This window comes from Enemella evansiae (genome assembly GCF_004362375.1).
Classification (GTDB): Bacteria; Actinomycetota; Actinomycetes; order Propionibacteriales; family Propionibacteriaceae; genus Enemella; species Enemella evansiae.
This window is the reverse complement of sequence record NZ_SNXA01000013.1, coordinates 169,747-186,078: the sequence shown is the minus strand read 5'-3', so window position 1 is coordinate 186,078 and position 16,332 is coordinate 169,747. Positions and strand designations below refer to the sequence as shown.

Here is a 16,332-nt window from a genome sequence, read left to right as displayed (position 1 = left end):
GAACGCGATCCGAACTCTTGATGACGCCGACACGCTCACCATCGCGCCTGCCGGGAAACGGGGTGAGCATCAACTACTTTCGAGACAACGGACGGTGGGGAAGCCGTTCGCGACCGGAGGACTCGTCCATGCATGGTCCTGCTCGATCGAGCGTGACCCGCGGGCCCGCACCAGGCCCTGAGGCCCCCCGGCCAGCCACCTGACACACGGTGGGGCCGGGCGAAGGTGACGCGCGGTCCCACGGGAAGAAGCGATCGTGCCCCAGACCGAACGCCGCACCTACGTCATCGACACCTCCGTCCTGCTCAGCGATCCGCATGCGATGCGCCGTTTCGCCGAACACGATGTGGTGCTCCCGGTCGTGGTGATCACCGAGCTCGAGGCGAAACGGCACCACCCCGAACTCGGCTACTTCGCCCGGACCGCACTGCGCCACCTCGACGATCTGCGGGTCACCCACGGCCGGCTGGACGCCCCGGTACCGGCCAATGACGAGGGCGGCACCATCCATGTCGAGCTCAACCACAGCGATCCCACCGTGCTGCCCTCGGGGTTCCGGCTCGGCGACAACGACAGCCGGATCCTCGCCGTCGCGCTGAACTTCCGCACCGAGGGGCGCGAGGTGGTGCTGGTCTCCAAGGATCTGCCGATGCGGGTCAAGGCGTCGGCGGTCGGACTGACCGCCGAGGAGTACCGCGCCGACGGGGTGATCGAGACCGGTTACACCGGGATGGTCGAGCTCGATGTCGCGCCCACCGTGCTGGACCAGCTCTACGAGTCGGGGGTGGTCGACATCGACGAGGCCCGCGACCTGCCCTGCAACACCGGGGTGGTGCTGCTGGGTGCCGGTTCGTCGGCGCTGGGTCGGGTCACCGACGGCAAGCAGGTACGCCTGGTGCGCGGCGATCGCGAGGTGTTCGGGCTGCACGGCCGATCCGCGGAGCAGCGGATCGCGCTGGATCTGCTGATGGACCAGTCGGTGGGGGTGGTTTCGCTCGGCGGCCGGGCCGGTACCGGCAAGTCCGCGCTCGCGCTCTGCGCCGGTCTCGAGGCGGTACTGGAACGCCGCCAGCACTCCAAGGTCGTCGTCTTCCGGCCTCTGTTCGCGGTCGGCGGGCAGGAGCTCGGATACCTGCCCGGCACCGAGAACGAGAAGATGATGCCGTGGGCCCAGGCCGTCTTCGACACCCTCGGCGCGGTGACCAACAAGAACGTGATCGACGAGGTGATCGACCGCGGACTGCTCGAGGTGTTGCCGCTGACCCACATCCGCGGCCGCTCCCTGCACGACGCCTTCGTCATCGTCGATGAGGCGCAATCGCTGGAACGGGGTGTCCTGTTGACAGTGCTGAGCCGGATTGGGCAGGATTCCCGCGTTGTCCTCACCCACGACGTCGCCCAGCGCGACAACCTGCGGGTCGGTCGGCACGACGGCGTCGTCGCGGTGGTTGAGAAACTCAAAGGTCACCCCCTCTTTGGTCACGTCACCCTGAACCGCTCCGAGCGGTCGCCGATCGCTGCGCTCGTGACCGAGATGCTGGAGGACCAGGCCGTCTAGGCCCCCGTGTCGTGGCGGGGAGGGGTGAAAAACATGATCCCCCTCCCCGCCGCTCTGACTCTTCTGAACTGTCGGCTCGCGCCCGCGCGACGTTCGCCGACCTGGTCGGCGCGCGCGTACAGCTCATCTCTTGGGGCCGAATGCCCAGTTGTCGCGCGAAACACTGGGCATAGTCCCTGACAAGTTTGGTTACCGGGGGTCAGTCGGTCGGTCGAGGGCGGTGCGGTGGCGGAGGGCGTTCTCGGCGTAATCGGTGGCGCCGTGGGGGAGGGCGGCGCGTTCGGCGTCGGTGAGCGGGCGGCGTGCCTTGGCCGGGACGCCGGCGACCAGCGAACCCGCCGGGATCTCGGCACCCTCCAGGACCACCGCGCCGCCGGCGACCAGGCACTCCTCGCCGATCACCGCGCCGTTCATGATCACCGCGCCCATCCCGATGACGCAGCGGTCACCGACGGTGCAGCCGTGCACCACCGCATTGTGGCCGATCGTCACCTCGGCACCGACGGTGCAGGGGTACGCCGGATCGGCGTGCATGGTGGCATTGTCCTGCAGGTTGCTGCGCCGGCCCAGGGCGATCGGGGCCCGGTCCGCGCGGATCGTCGCGCCGTACCAGACCGAGGACTCCGGTCCCAGCTCGGCCGCACCGATCACCCGGGCACCGGGCGCGACGAAGGCGCTGGGGTCGATCTGCGGGGTGTCACCGGCCAGGGTGAGGATCAGCGGTTCGTGGCTCATGGCGTCAGCATGCCAGCCGCCGAACCGCCGCCGATTTCGTGCCCTTGCCCGGCTGGGCGAGAATGGGGCGGTGGCGAACAACCAGGCACGGGCGACGGCGGGGGACATGGTCCGCTCGCTGGCGGTGATCATGATCCCGATCCTGCTGATCACCTGGCTGCTCACCTCCGAGCCCAAGGACTACGAGGTCAAGCCGGTCGACTGGAAACCCCTGCTCGCCACCGCCCGCGCCGAGGCCGGCTGGCCGGTCCTCGCCCCGAGCGGGCTCCCCGATTCCGGCGCCAACGCCTGGATCGCCAACACCGCGAGCTGGACGCGTACCGGGCAGGCCACCGACGGCGGGCCCTCACCGCGCAACCAGTGGGAACTCGGCCTGCTCAGCCCGGACAAGGTGCACTACGCGCTGACCCAGGCCGACGGTGTCACCACCGACCTGGTCGCGCAGAAGTCCCGCGACGGCAAGCAGCTGGGTGGTGACGCGACGATCAACGGACGGCCCTGGCAGCAGCTGGAATCGCCCGACGGGCGGACCCGGACGCTGGTCCAGCGTGGCGAGAAGTCCACCGCGATCGTCTCCGCGGACACCGATTTCCTCACCCTGCAACAGTTTGCGCAGACCCTCAGCGACCGCTGAGCAACTCCTCCAGCTCCGCCACATCCTCGGCGACCGGCACCCCCACGCGCTCGGCCGGGCTGCCGTAACCCCAGCCCACCAGGATCGTCGGCATCCGGTGCACCGCGGCGCCCTCCACGTCATGGCTGCGATCACCGACCAGCACCGGATGCCGGGCCGCCACACCGGCGGCCCGCAGGTCGGCCAGCGCCCGGGTGATCACCGTCGACTTCGCCGCGCTCGCGGCGTCGTCCCCAGCGCCCTGCACCGCGGTGAACAGGTCGGTCATCCCGTGCAGTTCCAGCAGCCGCTGGGCGGCCGTCCGCTGCTTGGAGGTCGCCAGCGCCAGCGGTACGCCCCGGCGGTGCAGGCGGCGGACCAGGCCGACCACCGGCTCGAACACCGGGGTCGCCGGCATCAGCTCGGCGTACCGGGCCCGATAGTCACGAACGATCGCATCGATCACCTCGGGCGACTCGCCGGTGACCTCGGCGAAGGTGAACCACAGCGGCGGCCCGACATAGGGCCGCAGCGACTCCTCGGTGCGCGGATATCCGTAATGGGCAAGGGTTTCCGCCATCGCCCGGCAGATGATCGGTGCGGAGTCGATCAGCGTGCCGTCCAGATCGAACAGCACCGCGTCATAACCCTCGCTCACTCGGTCTCCCCGGCCGCCTCGCCACCGCTGTCCCGGTCGGCGCGGGCCTGCTCGATCCGCTCCCGGGCGCCGTCCAGCCACCGCTGGCAGGTGTCCGCGAGCCGCTCCCCGCGCTCCCACAGCTGCAGTGATTCGGCCAACGAGACCCCGCCGGCCTCCAGCTTCTGCACCACCTGGACCAGTTCCTCACGGGCCGCCTCGTAACTCAGCTCGCCCTCGGACCTGCCGCCCTCGTCCGTGCCCATCTCACTCATCGCCACTCATCCGTTCCTCATTGGTCTGCACCTCGCGCACCTCGACGATCAACTGCCCATCGGCCAGATAGACCTGCAGATCGTCACCCTCGTCCACCTCGGTCGCCGAGGTGACCCCGTCGCCCGCACCGTCGGCCAGGATCGCGTACCCCCGCTCCAGGGTGCGCCGCGGGGACATCGCCACCGCCCGCTCCCGGGCGTGCTGGATCGCGGTGCGTTCCCGGCTGAGCAGCTGATCCACCGCCCGGTCCAACCGCCAGCGCTGCTGGGTCAGCTGGTCGCGCTCCCGGTCGAAGGCATAGAGCGGGTTGGCCAGCGCGGGCCGGCTGCGGTACTGATCCAGATGCCGCTGCTCCGCCTGCACCTGCGCGATCACCGCCCGCTCGATCCGCTGCCGCGCCTGGCCGATCCGGTCCAGTTCCTCACGGACATCGGGCACCACGCGCTTGGCCGCGTCGGTCGGGGTGGAGGCGCGCAGGTCGGCCACCAGGTCGAGGATCGGGGTGTCGGTCTCGTGGCCGATCGCGGAGACCACCGGGGTCCGCGCCGCGAACACCGTGCGGATCAGGTGCTCATCGGAGAACGGCAGCAGATCCTCCAGCGAACCCCCGCCGCGGGCCACGATGATCACCTGCACGTGGGCCAGGCCGTCCAGCTCGACGACCGCGGCCGCGACCTGCTCGGCGGCCCGGTCACCCTGGACCAGGGCGTGCCGGACCTCGATCACCGCCGCCGGCCAGCGATTGCGGACGTTCTCGAAGACATCCCGCTCGGCCGCCGAGTCGGCGCCGGTGACCAGCCCGATCGCGCGCGGCAGGAACGGCAACCGGGCCTTGCGGGCCGGGTCGAAGAGACCCTCGGCGGCGAGCAGCTGCTTGCGCTGCTCGAGCTGGGCCAGCAACCGGCCGGCGCCACTGGGTCGCAACTCGCGGCAGCCGAAACTCAGCGAACCGTTGCGTGGGTTGAGAAAGGGCCGCACCAGCGCGACCACGGTCATCCCCTCGCTGACCGGGCCGGCCTCGGTCAGCACGTCATCGGGGATCGCCACGGTCGCTGACATCTCGGCGAGTCGATCGCGCAGTGTCAGATAGTGCCATTTGGCACCGGTGCGCCGTTTCAGCTCGATCAACTGTCCCTCGACCCACTGCTCACCCAGTCGCTCCACCCACTGCTTGGTGGCGGCGACGATCCGGCCCAGCGGCAGCGGCTCGGTCGGGGATGAGGTCATCGGCACGCTGCCACCCTATGGGGAACCGCCGACAACACCGCGGATCTCCTCGCCCGCAACCCTCGACCGGGCTAGAGTCCCGCCGAACGGCCCGGGGTGCGAGGGGAGAGCAATGACGACCTGCCCACGATGTGGTGCGGTGAAACCGGCAGGCGTCGATGTCTGCATCTGGTGCGCGGCCGAGCTGGGTCGCAATGTGCGGCCGGGCAGCGCGTACGCCGAAGGCTTCAGCTATTCCGGGCCGGGACTGGGCCCCCGCTGGTACCCCGACGGCAGCACCGGTCCCGGTGTCCGACCCGCGGGGCCGAACGGGGAACCGCCGCTGCCGCCGCCCGCACCGGGGCGGTCCAGCGGGCCCGCACCGGGGCGGTCCGGCGGCACACCGCCGCCACCCGGGCGTACCGGTCGCACGGCGTGGCCGTGGGTGCTCGCCGCGGTGCTGGCCGTGGTCGTCACGCTCGCAGTGCTCTTCGCCTTCGGGGTCCTGCGGCTGCCCCCGCGTGCCGATCCGGGTCCCGCACCCGCACCGACCGCACCCACTGCGCCCGCCGGCACACCGACCCCGGTCGCCGATACGGCCGGTGCCGACATCAACCCCGCCGACCCGGCTTCGCTGCGGGAGGGCAGTACCCTGCGGCTGGCCGGGGTGCCGATGCCCGCCGACACCCTCGATCCCTTCGATCCAGAGGGTTATGTCGTACCCAGCACCCGCGATTTCGACCTGGTCCGCGCCACCTTCCCGGTCTTCGTGCGGTTCGACCCGCGGGGCCGACCGTCCTGGGATCCCGCCTATGTCACCGGGGCGGAGGTGCTCTCCACCGAGCCCACCCGGATCCGGCTGACCCTCAACCCGGCGGCCGTCTGGGGTGACGGGACCCCGTTGCAGGCGGCGGACGTGGCGGCTGTCTGGCGTCGCTGCAGTTCGGCGGATCGCTGCGGAGTCAGCCACGTCTGGTCGGGGGTCGCCGACGTCCGGCAGGGAGCGGACCCGCAGATCGTCGAGGTCGACTACCGGGCCGCCGACGGTGAATGGCAACGGCCCTTCGCCTACGTGTCGGCGATGCCGGAGGCGGCGATGGCGGCCGACGCCGATTGGTCGAAGCCAGCGGAGGCCTGGCAGGCCGGCCCGTATCGGGTGCAGGAGGCCGCGCTGTCCGGCAGCCGGCGCAATGTCACCCTGGTGGCCAACGACCGGTGGTGGGGGACCCCGCCCCGCTCGACCAGGATCCTGGTCACCTCTGACGACGATGCCGGTGAGGTGATGGCCACCGGACGGGCCGATGTGGCGCTGTTCGACTCCGCGTCCGGCTATCAGACCGCCCGCCGCGGCGGCGGCGAGACCCGGCTCGCGCCATCGAGCGTACGCCGTCAGCTGCTGCAGAATCCGCGGATCGAACCATCGGTACGCCGCGCCGTCCAACTCGCCCTGGATCGGCCGGCCCTGACCCGGATGGCCACCAGCGGACTGCCCGAACCGGTGCCGCTGGACAATACGGTGCTGCTCACCAACCAGCCCGGTTACCTCGCGCAGAGCCCCGCCCGCGATCTCGACGCCGCCCGCCGGATGCTGGACGAGGCCGGCTGGGTGAGTCAGGACAACAGCATTCGCCGACGCGGCACCGATCAGCTCCGATTGACGATGATCACCACCGACAGCCGTGCGCCCTTCAGCGCCGAGATGCCCGTGGAACTGAGGAAGCAGCTCCTCGAGATCGGGATCGATGTCCGGGTGGAGCGGATCCCGTTCGCCGAGACCACCAAGCGGCTGCAGACGGGCGATTACGACCTCTTCGCGCACGGCTGGTTCGACGACCAGTTCCCCGCCGCGACCGCCCAGGGCCTCTACGGCAGCACCGGCTATGACAAGACCGCCGTCGCCGACCCGTCGGTGGCCACACTGCTGGATCGGGCCCGCGCCACACCGGACGAGGCCACCCGTGCGCAGCTGCTCAACGAGGCGGACGTCCTGCTGCAGCGGGACGCGAGCATCGTGCCGCTCTATCAGGAGCAGCAGATCGTCATCGCGAAACCGGCCGTGGCCAACTACGGGGCCTTCGGGCTGGGTTCGGTCGACTGGGTCCGCGTCGGGCTGCGATCCTGACGCTCAGCTGCGGGCCGTGGTCTCCAGTTCACGGGTGAACGCGCGCCGGTCGGTGGCGGCGTAATAGGCCTCCTCGATCGCGGGATCGACCCCGCGCCGGGTCTGCCAGCGGACCACCGCGGTGACCACGAAGGGCGCCAGCAGGGCGGTTGTCACCGTGGCGGCGGCGACCTGGGCGGTGGCCACCGCCTCGATCGCCTTGTACGCCGGATCGACCAGCGCGATTGCTGCTGGGGTGGCGATCGCATTGCCTGCGGTGGTGCCTTCGGCCGCTCCGGCGACCACGTTGCGTACCGGTTTCGGACGCCGGTGCGCCAGATGCACCAGCCAGAGCACCAGCATCGCCGCCGGGCCGGAGAGCACGACGGTGGCGACGCCGAGCAGGATGCCCTGCAGGCCGCTGCTCACCAGCGAGGAGAAATCGATCCCTCGGCCGACGGCGAACCCCATGAAGGGGATCAGCAGGGTCTCACCACCCCGCAGGAATTCCCTTGCTGACTTGGAAAGATTGCCCAGGATCATGCCCAGGATGATCGGCAGCACCGAACCGAGCAGTTCCTTGGCGGGGAACTGTGCCAGACCCGCCGCGCCGAGTGCGATCATCGTGATGAACGGGCCGTCGTTGACCGAGATCACCGACACCGCACCGCGGTCGGTGTGGTTGCCGAACTGCTGGGTCAGGGCGGCGTAGAGGGCGCCGTTGGAGTTCGTCATCGCCGCGATGATGGCCAGCGGGGTGAGGCCGAGCAGGACACCGCCGGGGACCCAGAAGGCGACCAGCAGGCCGATCAGGATGCCGATCCCGGCCTTGCCGACCAGGATCGCGAACCCCTTCTCGAGGGTCGGCCCGGTGGTTCGCAGATTCAGTTGGGCACCCATGCAGAAGAACCAGAGCCCGAGCAGGGTCGCGGTGCCGTTCTTGAACAGGCCGGTGGTGAAGCCGCCCAGGTTCAAGAAGGCGGGGAACCAGGTGTTCACGATCGCGCCCAGGAACAGCGGCACGATCATCAGGGCCCCGGGGATGATGCCGATCCGGGTGATCCAGTCGCCGCGGGGCTTCTCGGTGGTCTCCATGGCCGGTCCTCTCCGCGGGCGACACTGCCCGCTGCTGGCACGACGGTCTGACCAGATCGGTCAGATCATGTGTGACCAGCGTCACCTCCCGCCCCGAGTCCGTGTCAATACCTGGATCGCGCATTTGGCACGTGACAACAAAACTCTTGACACGATCGGACCATCCGGGTTTCGCTGAGTGCGCAGCGCCACGTCGCTGTCCCAACCGAATCTGTCCCCGGTCGGTCTGACCAGAACACCTCGATGAGGAGGAGTCGCCGTGAGCCTGAGCCAACTGATGTCACGCCGAGTCGAGCGTGAGGGGCCGATCCGGGTCGGGGTGATCGGGGCCGGCAAGTTCGCCTCGATGTTCCTGGCTCAGATCCCCACCAGCCCCGGTCTGCACGTGGTGGCGATCTGCGACCTGGATGTGCCCAAAGCTCGACAGGCCCTCGAGCGGGTCGGCTGGACCGCCGAGGCGTACGCCGCGGACTCACTCGACCAGGCTCGCCGCGACGGCACCACCGTCGTCACCGACGACGTCACCCAGCTCCTCACCGGCGACGCGGTGGAGGTGATCGTGGAAGCCACCGGGCACCCGGTGGCCGGGTGCGAACACGCCATCCGCGCCATCGACGCCGGCCGGCACGTGGTGATGGTCAACGTGGAGGCCGATGTGCTCGTCGGCCCGCTGCTGCAGCGCCGCGCGGCCGCCGCCGGGGTCGTCTACACGATGGCCTACGGCGACCAGCCCGCGCTGATCGCCGAGCTGGTCGACTGGGCCCGCACCATCGGCATGGAGGTCGTGTGCGCCGGCAAGGGCACCAAATACCTCCCCGAATACCGTGCCTCCACCCCCGAGACCGTCTGGTCCCACTACGGCTTCACCGACGAGCAGCTCGCCGGCGGGGACTTCAATCCGAAGATGTTCAACTCCTTCCTGGACGGCACCAAGTCGTCGATCGAGATGGCCGCGGTCGCCAACGCCACCGGCCTGCTGCCGCCCGAGCGCGGTCTGGAGTTCCCACCGGTCGGTGCGCCGGACCTGCCGCAGGCGCTGAAACCTCGCACCGCTGGTGGCGTACTCGCCCGCAGCGGCACCGTCGAGGTGGTCTCCAGTCTGGACCGGGACGGTTCCGAGGTGCCGCAGGACCTGCGCTGGGGTGTCTACGTGACATTCCGCGCCCCCACCGAGTACGCCGCCCGCTGCTTCGCCGAATACGGGATGGTCACCGACGACACCGGTGAGTTCGCCGCCCTCTACCGGCCCTACCACCTGATCGGGCTGGAGCTCGGTGTCAGCGTCGCCCAGGCCGTGCTGCGCGGTGAGTCGACCGGGCACGTGGACCACTTCGCCGCCGATGTGGTCAGCGTCGCCAAGCGGGACCTGCGCGCCGGTGAGCTGCTCGACGGGGAGGGTGGCGCGACTGTCACCGGTGACGTGGTTCCGGCGGCCAGTTCGCTGGCCGCCCGCGCACTGCCGCTCGGCCTGTCCGGCGGATTGAAGCTGGAGCGGGATGTGGCCGCCGGGGCCGTGGTGAGCGCCGAGGACGTCCGACTCGACCCGGCCGATCCGACGGTGCGGCTGCGCCGCGAACTGGAGACCAGCTTCGGATGACCAGTTGGAGCGAGGCTGCCGACCGGTTGCGGGCCCAGATCCTCTCCGGTGAGCTGCGCGCCGGTCAGCAGCTGCCGGGGGAGCGCGAGCTCGCCGCCCGGCTGGGTTGCTCCCGCCCCAGCCTGCGGGAGGCGCTGCGGGTGCTCGAGGCACAGGGTCTGCTGCGGGTCAACGATCGGGGCTCCGGCACCCTGGTCCGCGACGAGGCGTTCAGCACCTTCGCCAGCACCCTGGAGCTGCAGACCGTGCTCGGCCACTACCGGGAGGCCGACATCGTGCGGACGCGGATCGCGATCGAGGCGTGGAGCTGCCGCGAGGCGGCCCGGGTCGCGGATGCGGAGGCGGTCGCCGCACTGGCCGAGCTGATCACCGCGATGGACGAGGCGCGCGCACACCGCGAGTTCAACGACCTGGACGCCCAGTTCCATCTGGACATCTGCCGGATGACCGACAATCCGATCGCCGCCGAACTGATGCAGGGACTGCGCGGCGCGATCACCCGGCAGATGGTGGCGATCTACAGCCGACTGCCCGACTGGCGCCGGGTCGCCGACGGGGTGCAGGTCGAACACCGTCAGATCTGGCAGGCGATCCGCGACCGGGACGGCGAGTTCGCCGAGGCCGGCGTGCGCAGCCATCTGGACCGCTTCTTCGCCGACCTGCTGCACAGTCACCCGAGTGCGGCCCCCGGTACCGGCCGGCACCTAGACTGGGCGCCATGACTGAGCAGCAGACGGACCCCACCCGCCGCGTCGTGGTGGCCGCCCCGCGGGGTTATTGCGCGGGCGTCGACCGCGCCGTGATCACCGTGGAGAAGGCGCTGGACCACTACGGGCCGCCGGTCTATGTGCGCAAGCAGATCGTGCACAACAAGCATGTCGTGGAGACGCTGACCGAGCGCGGTGCGATCTTCGTCGACGAACTCGCCGAGGTTCCCGAGGGGTCGATCACGGTCTTCTCCGCACACGGGGTCTCGCCGATGGTGCACGCGGAGGCGCGGACCCGGCACCTGCAGACCATCGACGCGACCTGCCCGCTGGTCACCAAGGTGCACCACGAGGCGAAGCGGTTCGCCCGCGACGACCTGCAGATCCTGCTGATCGGCCATGCCGGTCACGAGGAGGTCGAGGGCACCTCCGGTGAGGCACCGGAGAACATCATCCTGGTCGAGTCGCCCGAGGACGTGGACGGTGTCGAGGTCCGCGATCCCGACAAGGTCGCCTGGCTCTCCCAGACCACGCTCAGTGTCGACGAGACGATGGCGACGGTACGCCGGCTGCGGGAGAAGTTCCCCAATCTGATCGACCCGCCGAGCGATGACATCTGCTACGCCACCAGCAACCGGCAGGCGGCGGTCAAGCAGATCGCCGCGCACTCGGATCTGGTGATCGTGGTCGGCTCGGCGAACTCCTCGAATTCGGTACGTCTGGTCGAGGTCGCCCTGGAGGCCGGTGCGAAGGCCGCCCACCGGGTCGACACCGCCGCCGAGGTCGACGAGGCCTGGCTCGAGGGGGTGTCCTCGGTCGGCGTCACCTCCGGCGCCTCGGTACCGGATGTGCTGGTGCAGGGAGTGCTGGAACTGCTGGAGAGCAAGGGATTCCCGAAGGCGGAGGAGGAGCGGCTGACCGAGGAGAGCCTGGTCTTCGCCCTGCCGCCGGAACTGCGCAAGGCCGTCGGCGCGAAGTCGCGGGCCTGAGATGACCGAGCGGGTCGTCGTCGTCACCGGGGCGGGCTCCGGGATCGGGCGGACCGTCGCGGCGGACCTGCTGGGTCGGGGCCATACCGTGGTGCTGGCCGGCCGACGCGCCGAAGCGCTCAACGAGACCGTCGCCGGAGTGGAGAGCGCCGCGGAGCGCGCGCTCGCCGTGCCGACCGATGTCACCGACCCGAGCCAGGTCGCCCGGTTGTTCGCCAGCGTCGAGGAGGCCTTCGGCCGCTGCGACGTGTTGTTCAACAATGCCGGCAGCTTCGGCCCGCCCGGTGCGGTCGATGAGATCTCGGCGGCCGACTGGGACGAGATCTGGAAGGTCAACGTGTCCGGTCCGGTGTTCTGCGCGGGGGCCGCGGTACGCCTGATGCGGCGCACCGGCGGCGGCCGGATCATCAACAATGCTTCGATCTCCGCCCATGTGCCGAGGCCGCAGTCGGTGGCCTACACCACCACTAAACACGCGATCACCGGGCTCACCCGCTCGATCACGCTGGACGGGCGGGCCGACAACATCTCCGCCACTCGGCTCGACATCGGCAACGCCGCGACCGCGATGACCAGTGGCATGGTGCAGGCGCTGCAACCCGACGGCAGCCGGCGCGCCGAGCCCACCTTCGACCCCGCCCACGTCGCCACCCTGATCGCCGATCTCGTCGCCCTGCCCTTCGAGGTCGCGGTACCCGAGTTGATGGTGATGGCCAACGGCATGCCCTTCGCCGGCCGCGGCTGAGCGTTCATCGAGTAGGTCGCGCAGCGACCGGTACGCACGTTCGTCGAGTAGGTCGCGCAGCGACCGTGTCGAGATGAACCCGAAAAGATCCCCTCAAACCTCTTGAATTATTCGAACACAATGACTAATATTGGATGTAGCAGTCGAGAGGGGGTGACCAAAGATGTCCGCCGAACGAGTCCAAGTGTTCGCAGCGATCCGCGCCGAAAGCGACACCATCGCCCAGGCCGAAGCCCGCCGCCTGGTCGCGATCGCCGCCGCCTGTGACACCTACTCCGGTCTCAACACCCACACCGACGAGTTGACCGCCCGCGTCCTCCACGGGGAGCAGCTCGTGTTCCCCGGTGCGGACGGTACGCCGGGGATCACCGAGTTCTTCCATCTCGAGTTGGCGATGTCGCTGGGGTGTTCACCGGAGACTGCGCAGGTGTGGACCGCCGATGTGCTCAACCTGCGTCATCGGCATCCGATCCTGTGGCAGGCCACCTTGGACTGTGACATTCCCGTCTGGGTCGCCCGCGATGTCTCCCGGGCCGCGTTGCAGCTGTCCTTCACCCAGGCGCGCGAGTTCGACTCCCTGTGGGCGTTGCGGCTGGTGCCCCTGACGCCGAAGCGAGCGGTCGCGACGACCGAGGCTCAGGTCGCGTTGATGCTCAACGATGACAAGGAAGCCGAACGCCAGGCCGCGAAGAGGCAGCGCCGCGTGGAGTTCACACCCAATCGGAACACCCCGGGAATCACCGACCTCTACGCCAACCTCGACGCCGGTGACGCCGCACACCTGAACGGCACCCTCGACCGCCTCGCGGATGTGCTCAAGGCCGGCGGTTCCACCGCCAGTCGTGATGAGTTGCGGGTCGAAGCCCTGGGGCACCTGGCGCATCCCGAGCGTGCCCGGCAACTGCTGCAACCCTCATCGTTCGACGGCGCCACCGTCACCCCTGGCGGTGAGGTGGTCAACAAGCACGGCGAGATCGTCACCCCCACCAGTGAGCGGTGCCGGCACGGTGCCGAGCTGATCCTGCACGTCCACCAGAAAGACCTCGCCAACCGCCGTGGTGGTGAAGGCGACGCCCTCGGGCCGGTCACCCTGCAACACTTGAAAGAGCTGCTGGAGCGCTGCGGTGGGACCGTGAAGGTGCGGCCGGTGATCGACCTGGCCGCCCCGGTGATGGTGAACACCTACCGACCCAGCGACGAGCTCGCCATGCGCATCAAACTCCGCGACCGGTATGTGATGTTCCCCCGATCCAACCGCAGCGCGTTCGGCCGCGGCATCGACCTCGACCACACCATTCCCGCCCCGGAGGGACCGACCAGCTCGGACAACCTGGGGCCGCTGAACCGGCCAGCCCACCGCGCCAGAACCCACGCCGGATTCCGGGTCGAACAACCCTCCCCCGGGGTGTTCCACTGGAAAACACCCGCCGGGCAGGAAGCCTGGGTCAGCCCCCACGGCACCTGGGACCATCCCCCACCCGACCACCTGATCAACGACCCGGCCGCCTCACTCTCCCGAACCGAAAAGCTTCTCTGGGAGACCCTGTGCAACGGGCGAACCCAACTGGGGAGGGAACAGGCCGAAGCCGAACAAGCAGCCGACGAAGCTCGCGAACGCGAGCGGCTCCGCCGCGCCCGCAAAGCCCAACGCCTCCGCGACCTTTCGGAATCCCAGCCTGCCCTGATTCCCAACCCGGGCTAGGTTTCCGCACGCTCATCGAGTAGCGCGGCATGCGCAGTGAAGCGGAGCAATGCCGAGCGTGTCGAGATGAGCAGCCCGCCTCGGGCTCCTCTCGACACGCTCGCTGCGCGAGCTACTCGAGGAGCGTGAAGGAAATGCTCGCTGCGCGAGCTACTCGAGGAGCGTGAAGGAAATGCTCGCTGCGCGGGTTACTCGATGAGCGTGGCGGTCAGCGGCGCAGCCGGCGGTACTCCCGCCGCAGGGCCTCGGACCAGGCGGGCACGATCAGGCCCTCGCTGGCCATCTGGCGCCGGGTGCTGCGCCGGCTGCGATAGATGCCGATCAGGCCGACCAGATACATCGGCACCTGGACCGCCATCGCCCAGCGATAGGCGTGCAGGTCATACCCCGCGCCGCCAACGCCGCTGATCCCATCCAGGATCGCGCCGATCAGCAGCACCGCGACCAGGGCACCGAGGAAACCACCCATGATCACCACCGCCGTCGCGGTACCGAGTCGGCGCTGGTCGTTCGCGGTCCGGGCGAAGTCGAAACCGATCGAGGATCCCGGACCGCCGATCGACAACCCGGCGACCAGCAGCACCAGCAGCCAGGTCGGCGCCGGGCCGGGCCAGAGCAGCACCACGACCCACGGGACCAGACCCGCCATCGAGGCGGCCAGTACCAGATTGCTGCGGCGCAGCGGATGCGCCCGGGTGAGCTGGCCGACGACCGGTCCGGTGATGATGCTGCCGAGCACGAATGCGGTCATCAGCAACCCGGCCACGGCGGGGGAGCGGCCCTCGCCGGCGGTGAGGAACGGGAAACCCCACATCAGCGCGAAGGCCATCGGCGCGAAACCCACCGTGTAGTGGGAGAAGAAGCCGAGCCAGGTCCCCGGCTGGGAGACCACCGCCTGCAGTTGGCTGATGAAGCTCTCCGGGCTGGATTCCCGTCGGCGGACCGGGCCATGCGGGCTGTCCCGGATCAGCGACCAGCAGGAGACCGCCGAGATCAACCCGGCGATCGCGCAGGCCGCGAAACCGACCCGCCAGCCCTGGCTGCCGAGCAGCCAGACCAGCGGCACGGCGCTGAGGATCTGCCCGATCTGGCCGATCGCGCCGGTGAGCTGGGTGAGCAGCGGGATCCGGTACGCCGGGAACCAGAACGGCAGCAACCGGATCGCCGAGACGAAGGTCGCCGCATCGCCGGCCCCGACCAGGATCCGTGCGGTGAATGCCAGCGGCAGTGAGGGCGAGAAGGCCAGCAGCGACTGACCCGAAGCCATCAACAGTGCACCGAGGGTGATCATGGTCCGTGGACCGATCCGGTCCAACGCCAGCCCGACCGGGATCTGGCTGCCGGCGTACACCGCGATCTGCAGCACCACGAAGGTTGACAGCAATCCGGCCTGGATGCCGAAGTGCTCCGCCGCCTGCGGGGCGGCGACCCCGAGCGAGGTGCGGTGCAGCACGGCGATGCTGTACGAGAACAGCGCCGCCGACCAGATCACCCACGCCCGCTTCGACCCCATGTCGGGCCTGATCCTTTCAGCTCAGTCTGGCGTTCTCCAACACCGGCAGGCTCCGGCGGGCCTCGGCGACCCTGTCGAGATCGAGGTCGACGACCAGCAGCTCCGAGCCGGCACCGGCCTCGGCGAGCACCTCACCGAACGGCGAGATGACCTGCGAGTGCCCCACCCCGGTCGGCGCACCCGGCCTGGCGTCCACCCCGCTGGCCTTCGGATCGGCCTGGGCGCTGGCCACCACGAAGGCGGTGGCGTCCACTCCGCGGGCCTGGGTGACCAGCTTCCACTGCTCCAGCTTGCCCGGCCCGGCGCCCCAGGAGGCACTGACCACGACGACCTGGGCGCCGGCCCGGGCGTGGTCGATGTAGAGCTGCGGGAAGCGGACGTCGTAACAGATCGACAACCCGACCGTGGCGTCACCGATCGGGATCCGGACCGCCTCGCTGCCGGCGTCCACCGTGTCGGACTCGGCGAAACCGAAGGCATCGTAGAGGTGGATCTTGTCGTAGCCGATCCGTTCCCCGTCGGGGCCGGCGACCAGCAGGGTGTTGCGCACCTTCCCCTCCGAACCCGGGGTGAACATCCCAACCACCACGGTGATTCCGGCCTCCTGGGCGATCCGGGAGACCTCCTGTCCGAAGGGGCCGTCGATCGGTTCGGCGATCTCGGTGAGGTTGTTCCCGAAGGCCCGCATGGTCGCCTCGGGGAAGACCACGAGCTCGGCGCCCCGGTCGGCGGCCGCGGTCGTCTGTTCGGCGACCAGGCGCAGGTTGTCGGCGACCTCGCGGCCGGAGCTGATCTGGGCGATTGCGACCTTCATGATCCGTCCTTGTCCTCTGCGTCCACTGTGGGGTGTGGTGTTAA

At 69.7% G+C, this 16,332-nt stretch carries 15 protein-coding genes; 8 read left to right on the top strand and 7 right to left on the bottom strand.

The window, feature by feature from the left end:
* The first annotated feature begins 256 nt into the window (after positions 1–256).
* Complete coding sequence (locus C8D81_RS18510; protein WP_324252398.1) at positions 257–1,558, top strand: PhoH family protein; 1,302 nt, start codon at positions 257–259, stop codon at positions 1,556–1,558.
* Between the two features lie 189 nt (positions 1,559–1,747).
* On the opposite strand, the gene C8D81_RS18505 is transcribed toward C8D81_RS18510, so the two are convergent.
* On the bottom strand, positions 1,748–2,293 hold the full coding sequence (locus tag C8D81_RS18505) for a gamma carbonic anhydrase family protein (RefSeq protein ID WP_133626575.1): 546 nt from the start codon (positions 2,291–2,293) through the stop codon (positions 1,748–1,750).
* Positions 2,294–2,363: 70 nt separating this feature from the next.
* Between C8D81_RS18505 and C8D81_RS18500 the strand changes: the two genes are divergently transcribed.
* Complete coding sequence (locus C8D81_RS18500; RefSeq protein WP_166646891.1) at positions 2,364–2,927, top strand: DUF4245 domain-containing protein; 564 nt, start codon at positions 2,364–2,366, stop codon at positions 2,925–2,927.
* Here C8D81_RS18500 and C8D81_RS18495 read toward each other — a convergent pair.
* The 3 genes from C8D81_RS18495 to xseA are packed head-to-tail and all read right to left on the bottom strand — an operon-like array spanning position 2,914 to position 5,046.
* The gene (locus tag C8D81_RS18495; protein ID WP_166646890.1) at positions 2,914–3,564 is read right to left on the bottom strand and encodes an HAD family hydrolase; all 651 of its coding nucleotides are present in this window, start codon (positions 3,562–3,564) and stop codon (positions 2,914–2,916) included. The two genes, C8D81_RS18500 and C8D81_RS18495, sit on opposite strands and share 14 nt — an antisense overlap.
* Positions 3,561–3,809, bottom strand: a complete 249-nt coding sequence (locus C8D81_RS18490) for an exodeoxyribonuclease VII small subunit (RefSeq protein ID WP_094400341.1) — start codon at positions 3,807–3,809, stop codon at positions 3,561–3,563. The genes C8D81_RS18495 and C8D81_RS18490 overlap by 4 nt, the downstream gene beginning before the upstream one ends.
* A 1-nt stretch (position 3,810) precedes the next feature.
* A complete protein-coding gene (xseA, locus tag C8D81_RS18485; RefSeq protein WP_094356057.1) occupies positions 3,811–5,046 on the bottom strand; it encodes an exodeoxyribonuclease VII large subunit in 1,236 nt (411 codons plus the stop codon).
* A 139-nt stretch (positions 5,047–5,185) separates the two neighbouring features.
* On the opposite strand from xseA, the gene C8D81_RS18480 reads away from it, so the two are divergent.
* Positions 5,186–7,147 (top strand): ABC transporter substrate-binding protein, encoded by a 1,962-nt coding sequence (locus C8D81_RS18480; protein WP_133626573.1) that lies wholly within the window; start codon positions 5,186–5,188, stop codon positions 7,145–7,147.
* Between the two features lie 3 nt (positions 7,148–7,150).
* Here C8D81_RS18480 and C8D81_RS18475 read toward each other — a convergent pair whose 3' ends face one another.
* Positions 7,151–8,221 carry a 2-keto-3-deoxygluconate permease gene (locus C8D81_RS18475; RefSeq protein WP_094356059.1) on the bottom strand — a complete coding sequence of 357 codons (1,071 nt, stop codon included), beginning with the start codon at positions 8,219–8,221 and terminating at the stop codon, positions 7,151–7,153.
* A gap of 259 nt (positions 8,222–8,480) precedes the next feature.
* Between C8D81_RS18475 and C8D81_RS18470 the strand changes: the two genes are divergently transcribed.
* From C8D81_RS18470 to C8D81_RS18450, 5 genes are all read left to right on the top strand, one after another.
* Complete coding sequence (locus tag C8D81_RS18470) at positions 8,481–9,818, top strand: NAD(P)H-dependent oxidoreductase (protein WP_094356060.1); 1,338 nt, start codon at positions 8,481–8,483, stop codon at positions 9,816–9,818.
* A complete protein-coding gene (locus C8D81_RS18465) occupies positions 9,815–10,540 on the top strand; it encodes a FadR/GntR family transcriptional regulator (protein ID WP_094356061.1) in 726 nt (241 codons plus the stop codon). The genes C8D81_RS18470 and C8D81_RS18465 overlap by 4 nt, the downstream gene beginning before the upstream one ends.
* Complete coding sequence (locus C8D81_RS18460) at positions 10,537–11,514, top strand: 4-hydroxy-3-methylbut-2-enyl diphosphate reductase (protein ID WP_094356062.1); 978 nt, start codon at positions 10,537–10,539, stop codon at positions 11,512–11,514. Before C8D81_RS18465 ends, C8D81_RS18460 begins: the two co-directional genes overlap by 4 nt.
* A 1-nt stretch (position 11,515) precedes the next feature.
* The gene (locus tag C8D81_RS18455) at positions 11,516–12,259 is read left to right on the top strand and encodes an SDR family oxidoreductase (protein ID WP_094356063.1); all 744 of its coding nucleotides are present in this window, start codon (positions 11,516–11,518) and stop codon (positions 12,257–12,259) included.
* Positions 12,260–12,422: 163 nt separating this feature from the next.
* Positions 12,423–13,961 carry a hypothetical protein gene (locus C8D81_RS18450; protein ID WP_133626572.1) on the top strand — a complete coding sequence of 513 codons (1,539 nt, stop codon included), beginning with the start codon at positions 12,423–12,425 and terminating at the stop codon, positions 13,959–13,961.
* A 208-nt stretch (positions 13,962–14,169) separates the two neighbouring features.
* On the opposite strand, the gene C8D81_RS18445 is transcribed toward C8D81_RS18450, so the two are convergent.
* Both C8D81_RS18445 and C8D81_RS18440 read right to left on the bottom strand, forming a co-directional pair.
* Positions 14,170–15,474, bottom strand: coding sequence for an MFS transporter (locus C8D81_RS18445; RefSeq protein WP_133626571.1), 1,305 nt, complete (start codon positions 15,472–15,474; stop codon positions 14,170–14,172).
* Between the two features lie 16 nt (positions 15,475–15,490).
* The gene (locus tag C8D81_RS18440) at positions 15,491–16,288 is read right to left on the bottom strand and encodes a carbon-nitrogen hydrolase family protein (protein WP_094405707.1); all 798 of its coding nucleotides are present in this window, start codon (positions 16,286–16,288) and stop codon (positions 15,491–15,493) included.
* Between the last annotated feature and the right edge of the window lie 44 nt (positions 16,289–16,332).

What these genes read in the sequence shown, in the direction of transcription:
- C8D81_RS18505 (WP_133626575.1), bottom strand. Translation starts at nt 2,293, where the DNA reads ATGAGCCACGAACCGCTGATCCTCACCCTGGCCGGTGACACCCCGCAG.
- C8D81_RS18490 (WP_094400341.1), bottom strand. Translation starts at nt 3,809, where the DNA reads ATGGGCACGGACGAGGGCGGCAGGTCCGAGGGCGAGCTGAGTTACGAG.
- xseA (WP_094356057.1), bottom strand. Translation starts at nt 5,046, where the DNA reads ATGACCTCATCCCCGACCGAGCCGCTGCCGCTGGGCCGGATCGTCGCC.
- C8D81_RS18475 (WP_094356059.1), bottom strand. Translation starts at nt 8,221, where the DNA reads ATGGAGACCACCGAGAAGCCCCGCGGCGACTGGATCACCCGGATCGGC.
- C8D81_RS18465 (WP_094356061.1), top strand. Translation starts at nt 9,815, where the DNA reads ATGACCAGTTGGAGCGAGGCTGCCGACCGGTTGCGGGCCCAGATCCTC.
- C8D81_RS18460 (WP_094356062.1), top strand. Translation starts at nt 10,537, where the DNA reads ATGACTGAGCAGCAGACGGACCCCACCCGCCGCGTCGTGGTGGCCGCC.
- C8D81_RS18455 (WP_094356063.1), top strand. Translation starts at nt 11,516, where the DNA reads ATGACCGAGCGGGTCGTCGTCGTCACCGGGGCGGGCTCCGGGATCGGG.
- C8D81_RS18450 (WP_133626572.1), top strand. Translation starts at nt 12,423, where the DNA reads ATGTCCGCCGAACGAGTCCAAGTGTTCGCAGCGATCCGCGCCGAAAGC.
- C8D81_RS18445 (WP_133626571.1), bottom strand. Translation starts at nt 15,474, where the DNA reads ATGGGGTCGAAGCGGGCGTGGGTGATCTGGTCGGCGGCGCTGTTCTCG.
- C8D81_RS18440 (WP_094405707.1), bottom strand. Translation starts at nt 16,288, where the DNA reads ATGAAGGTCGCAATCGCCCAGATCAGCTCCGGCCGCGAGGTCGCCGAC.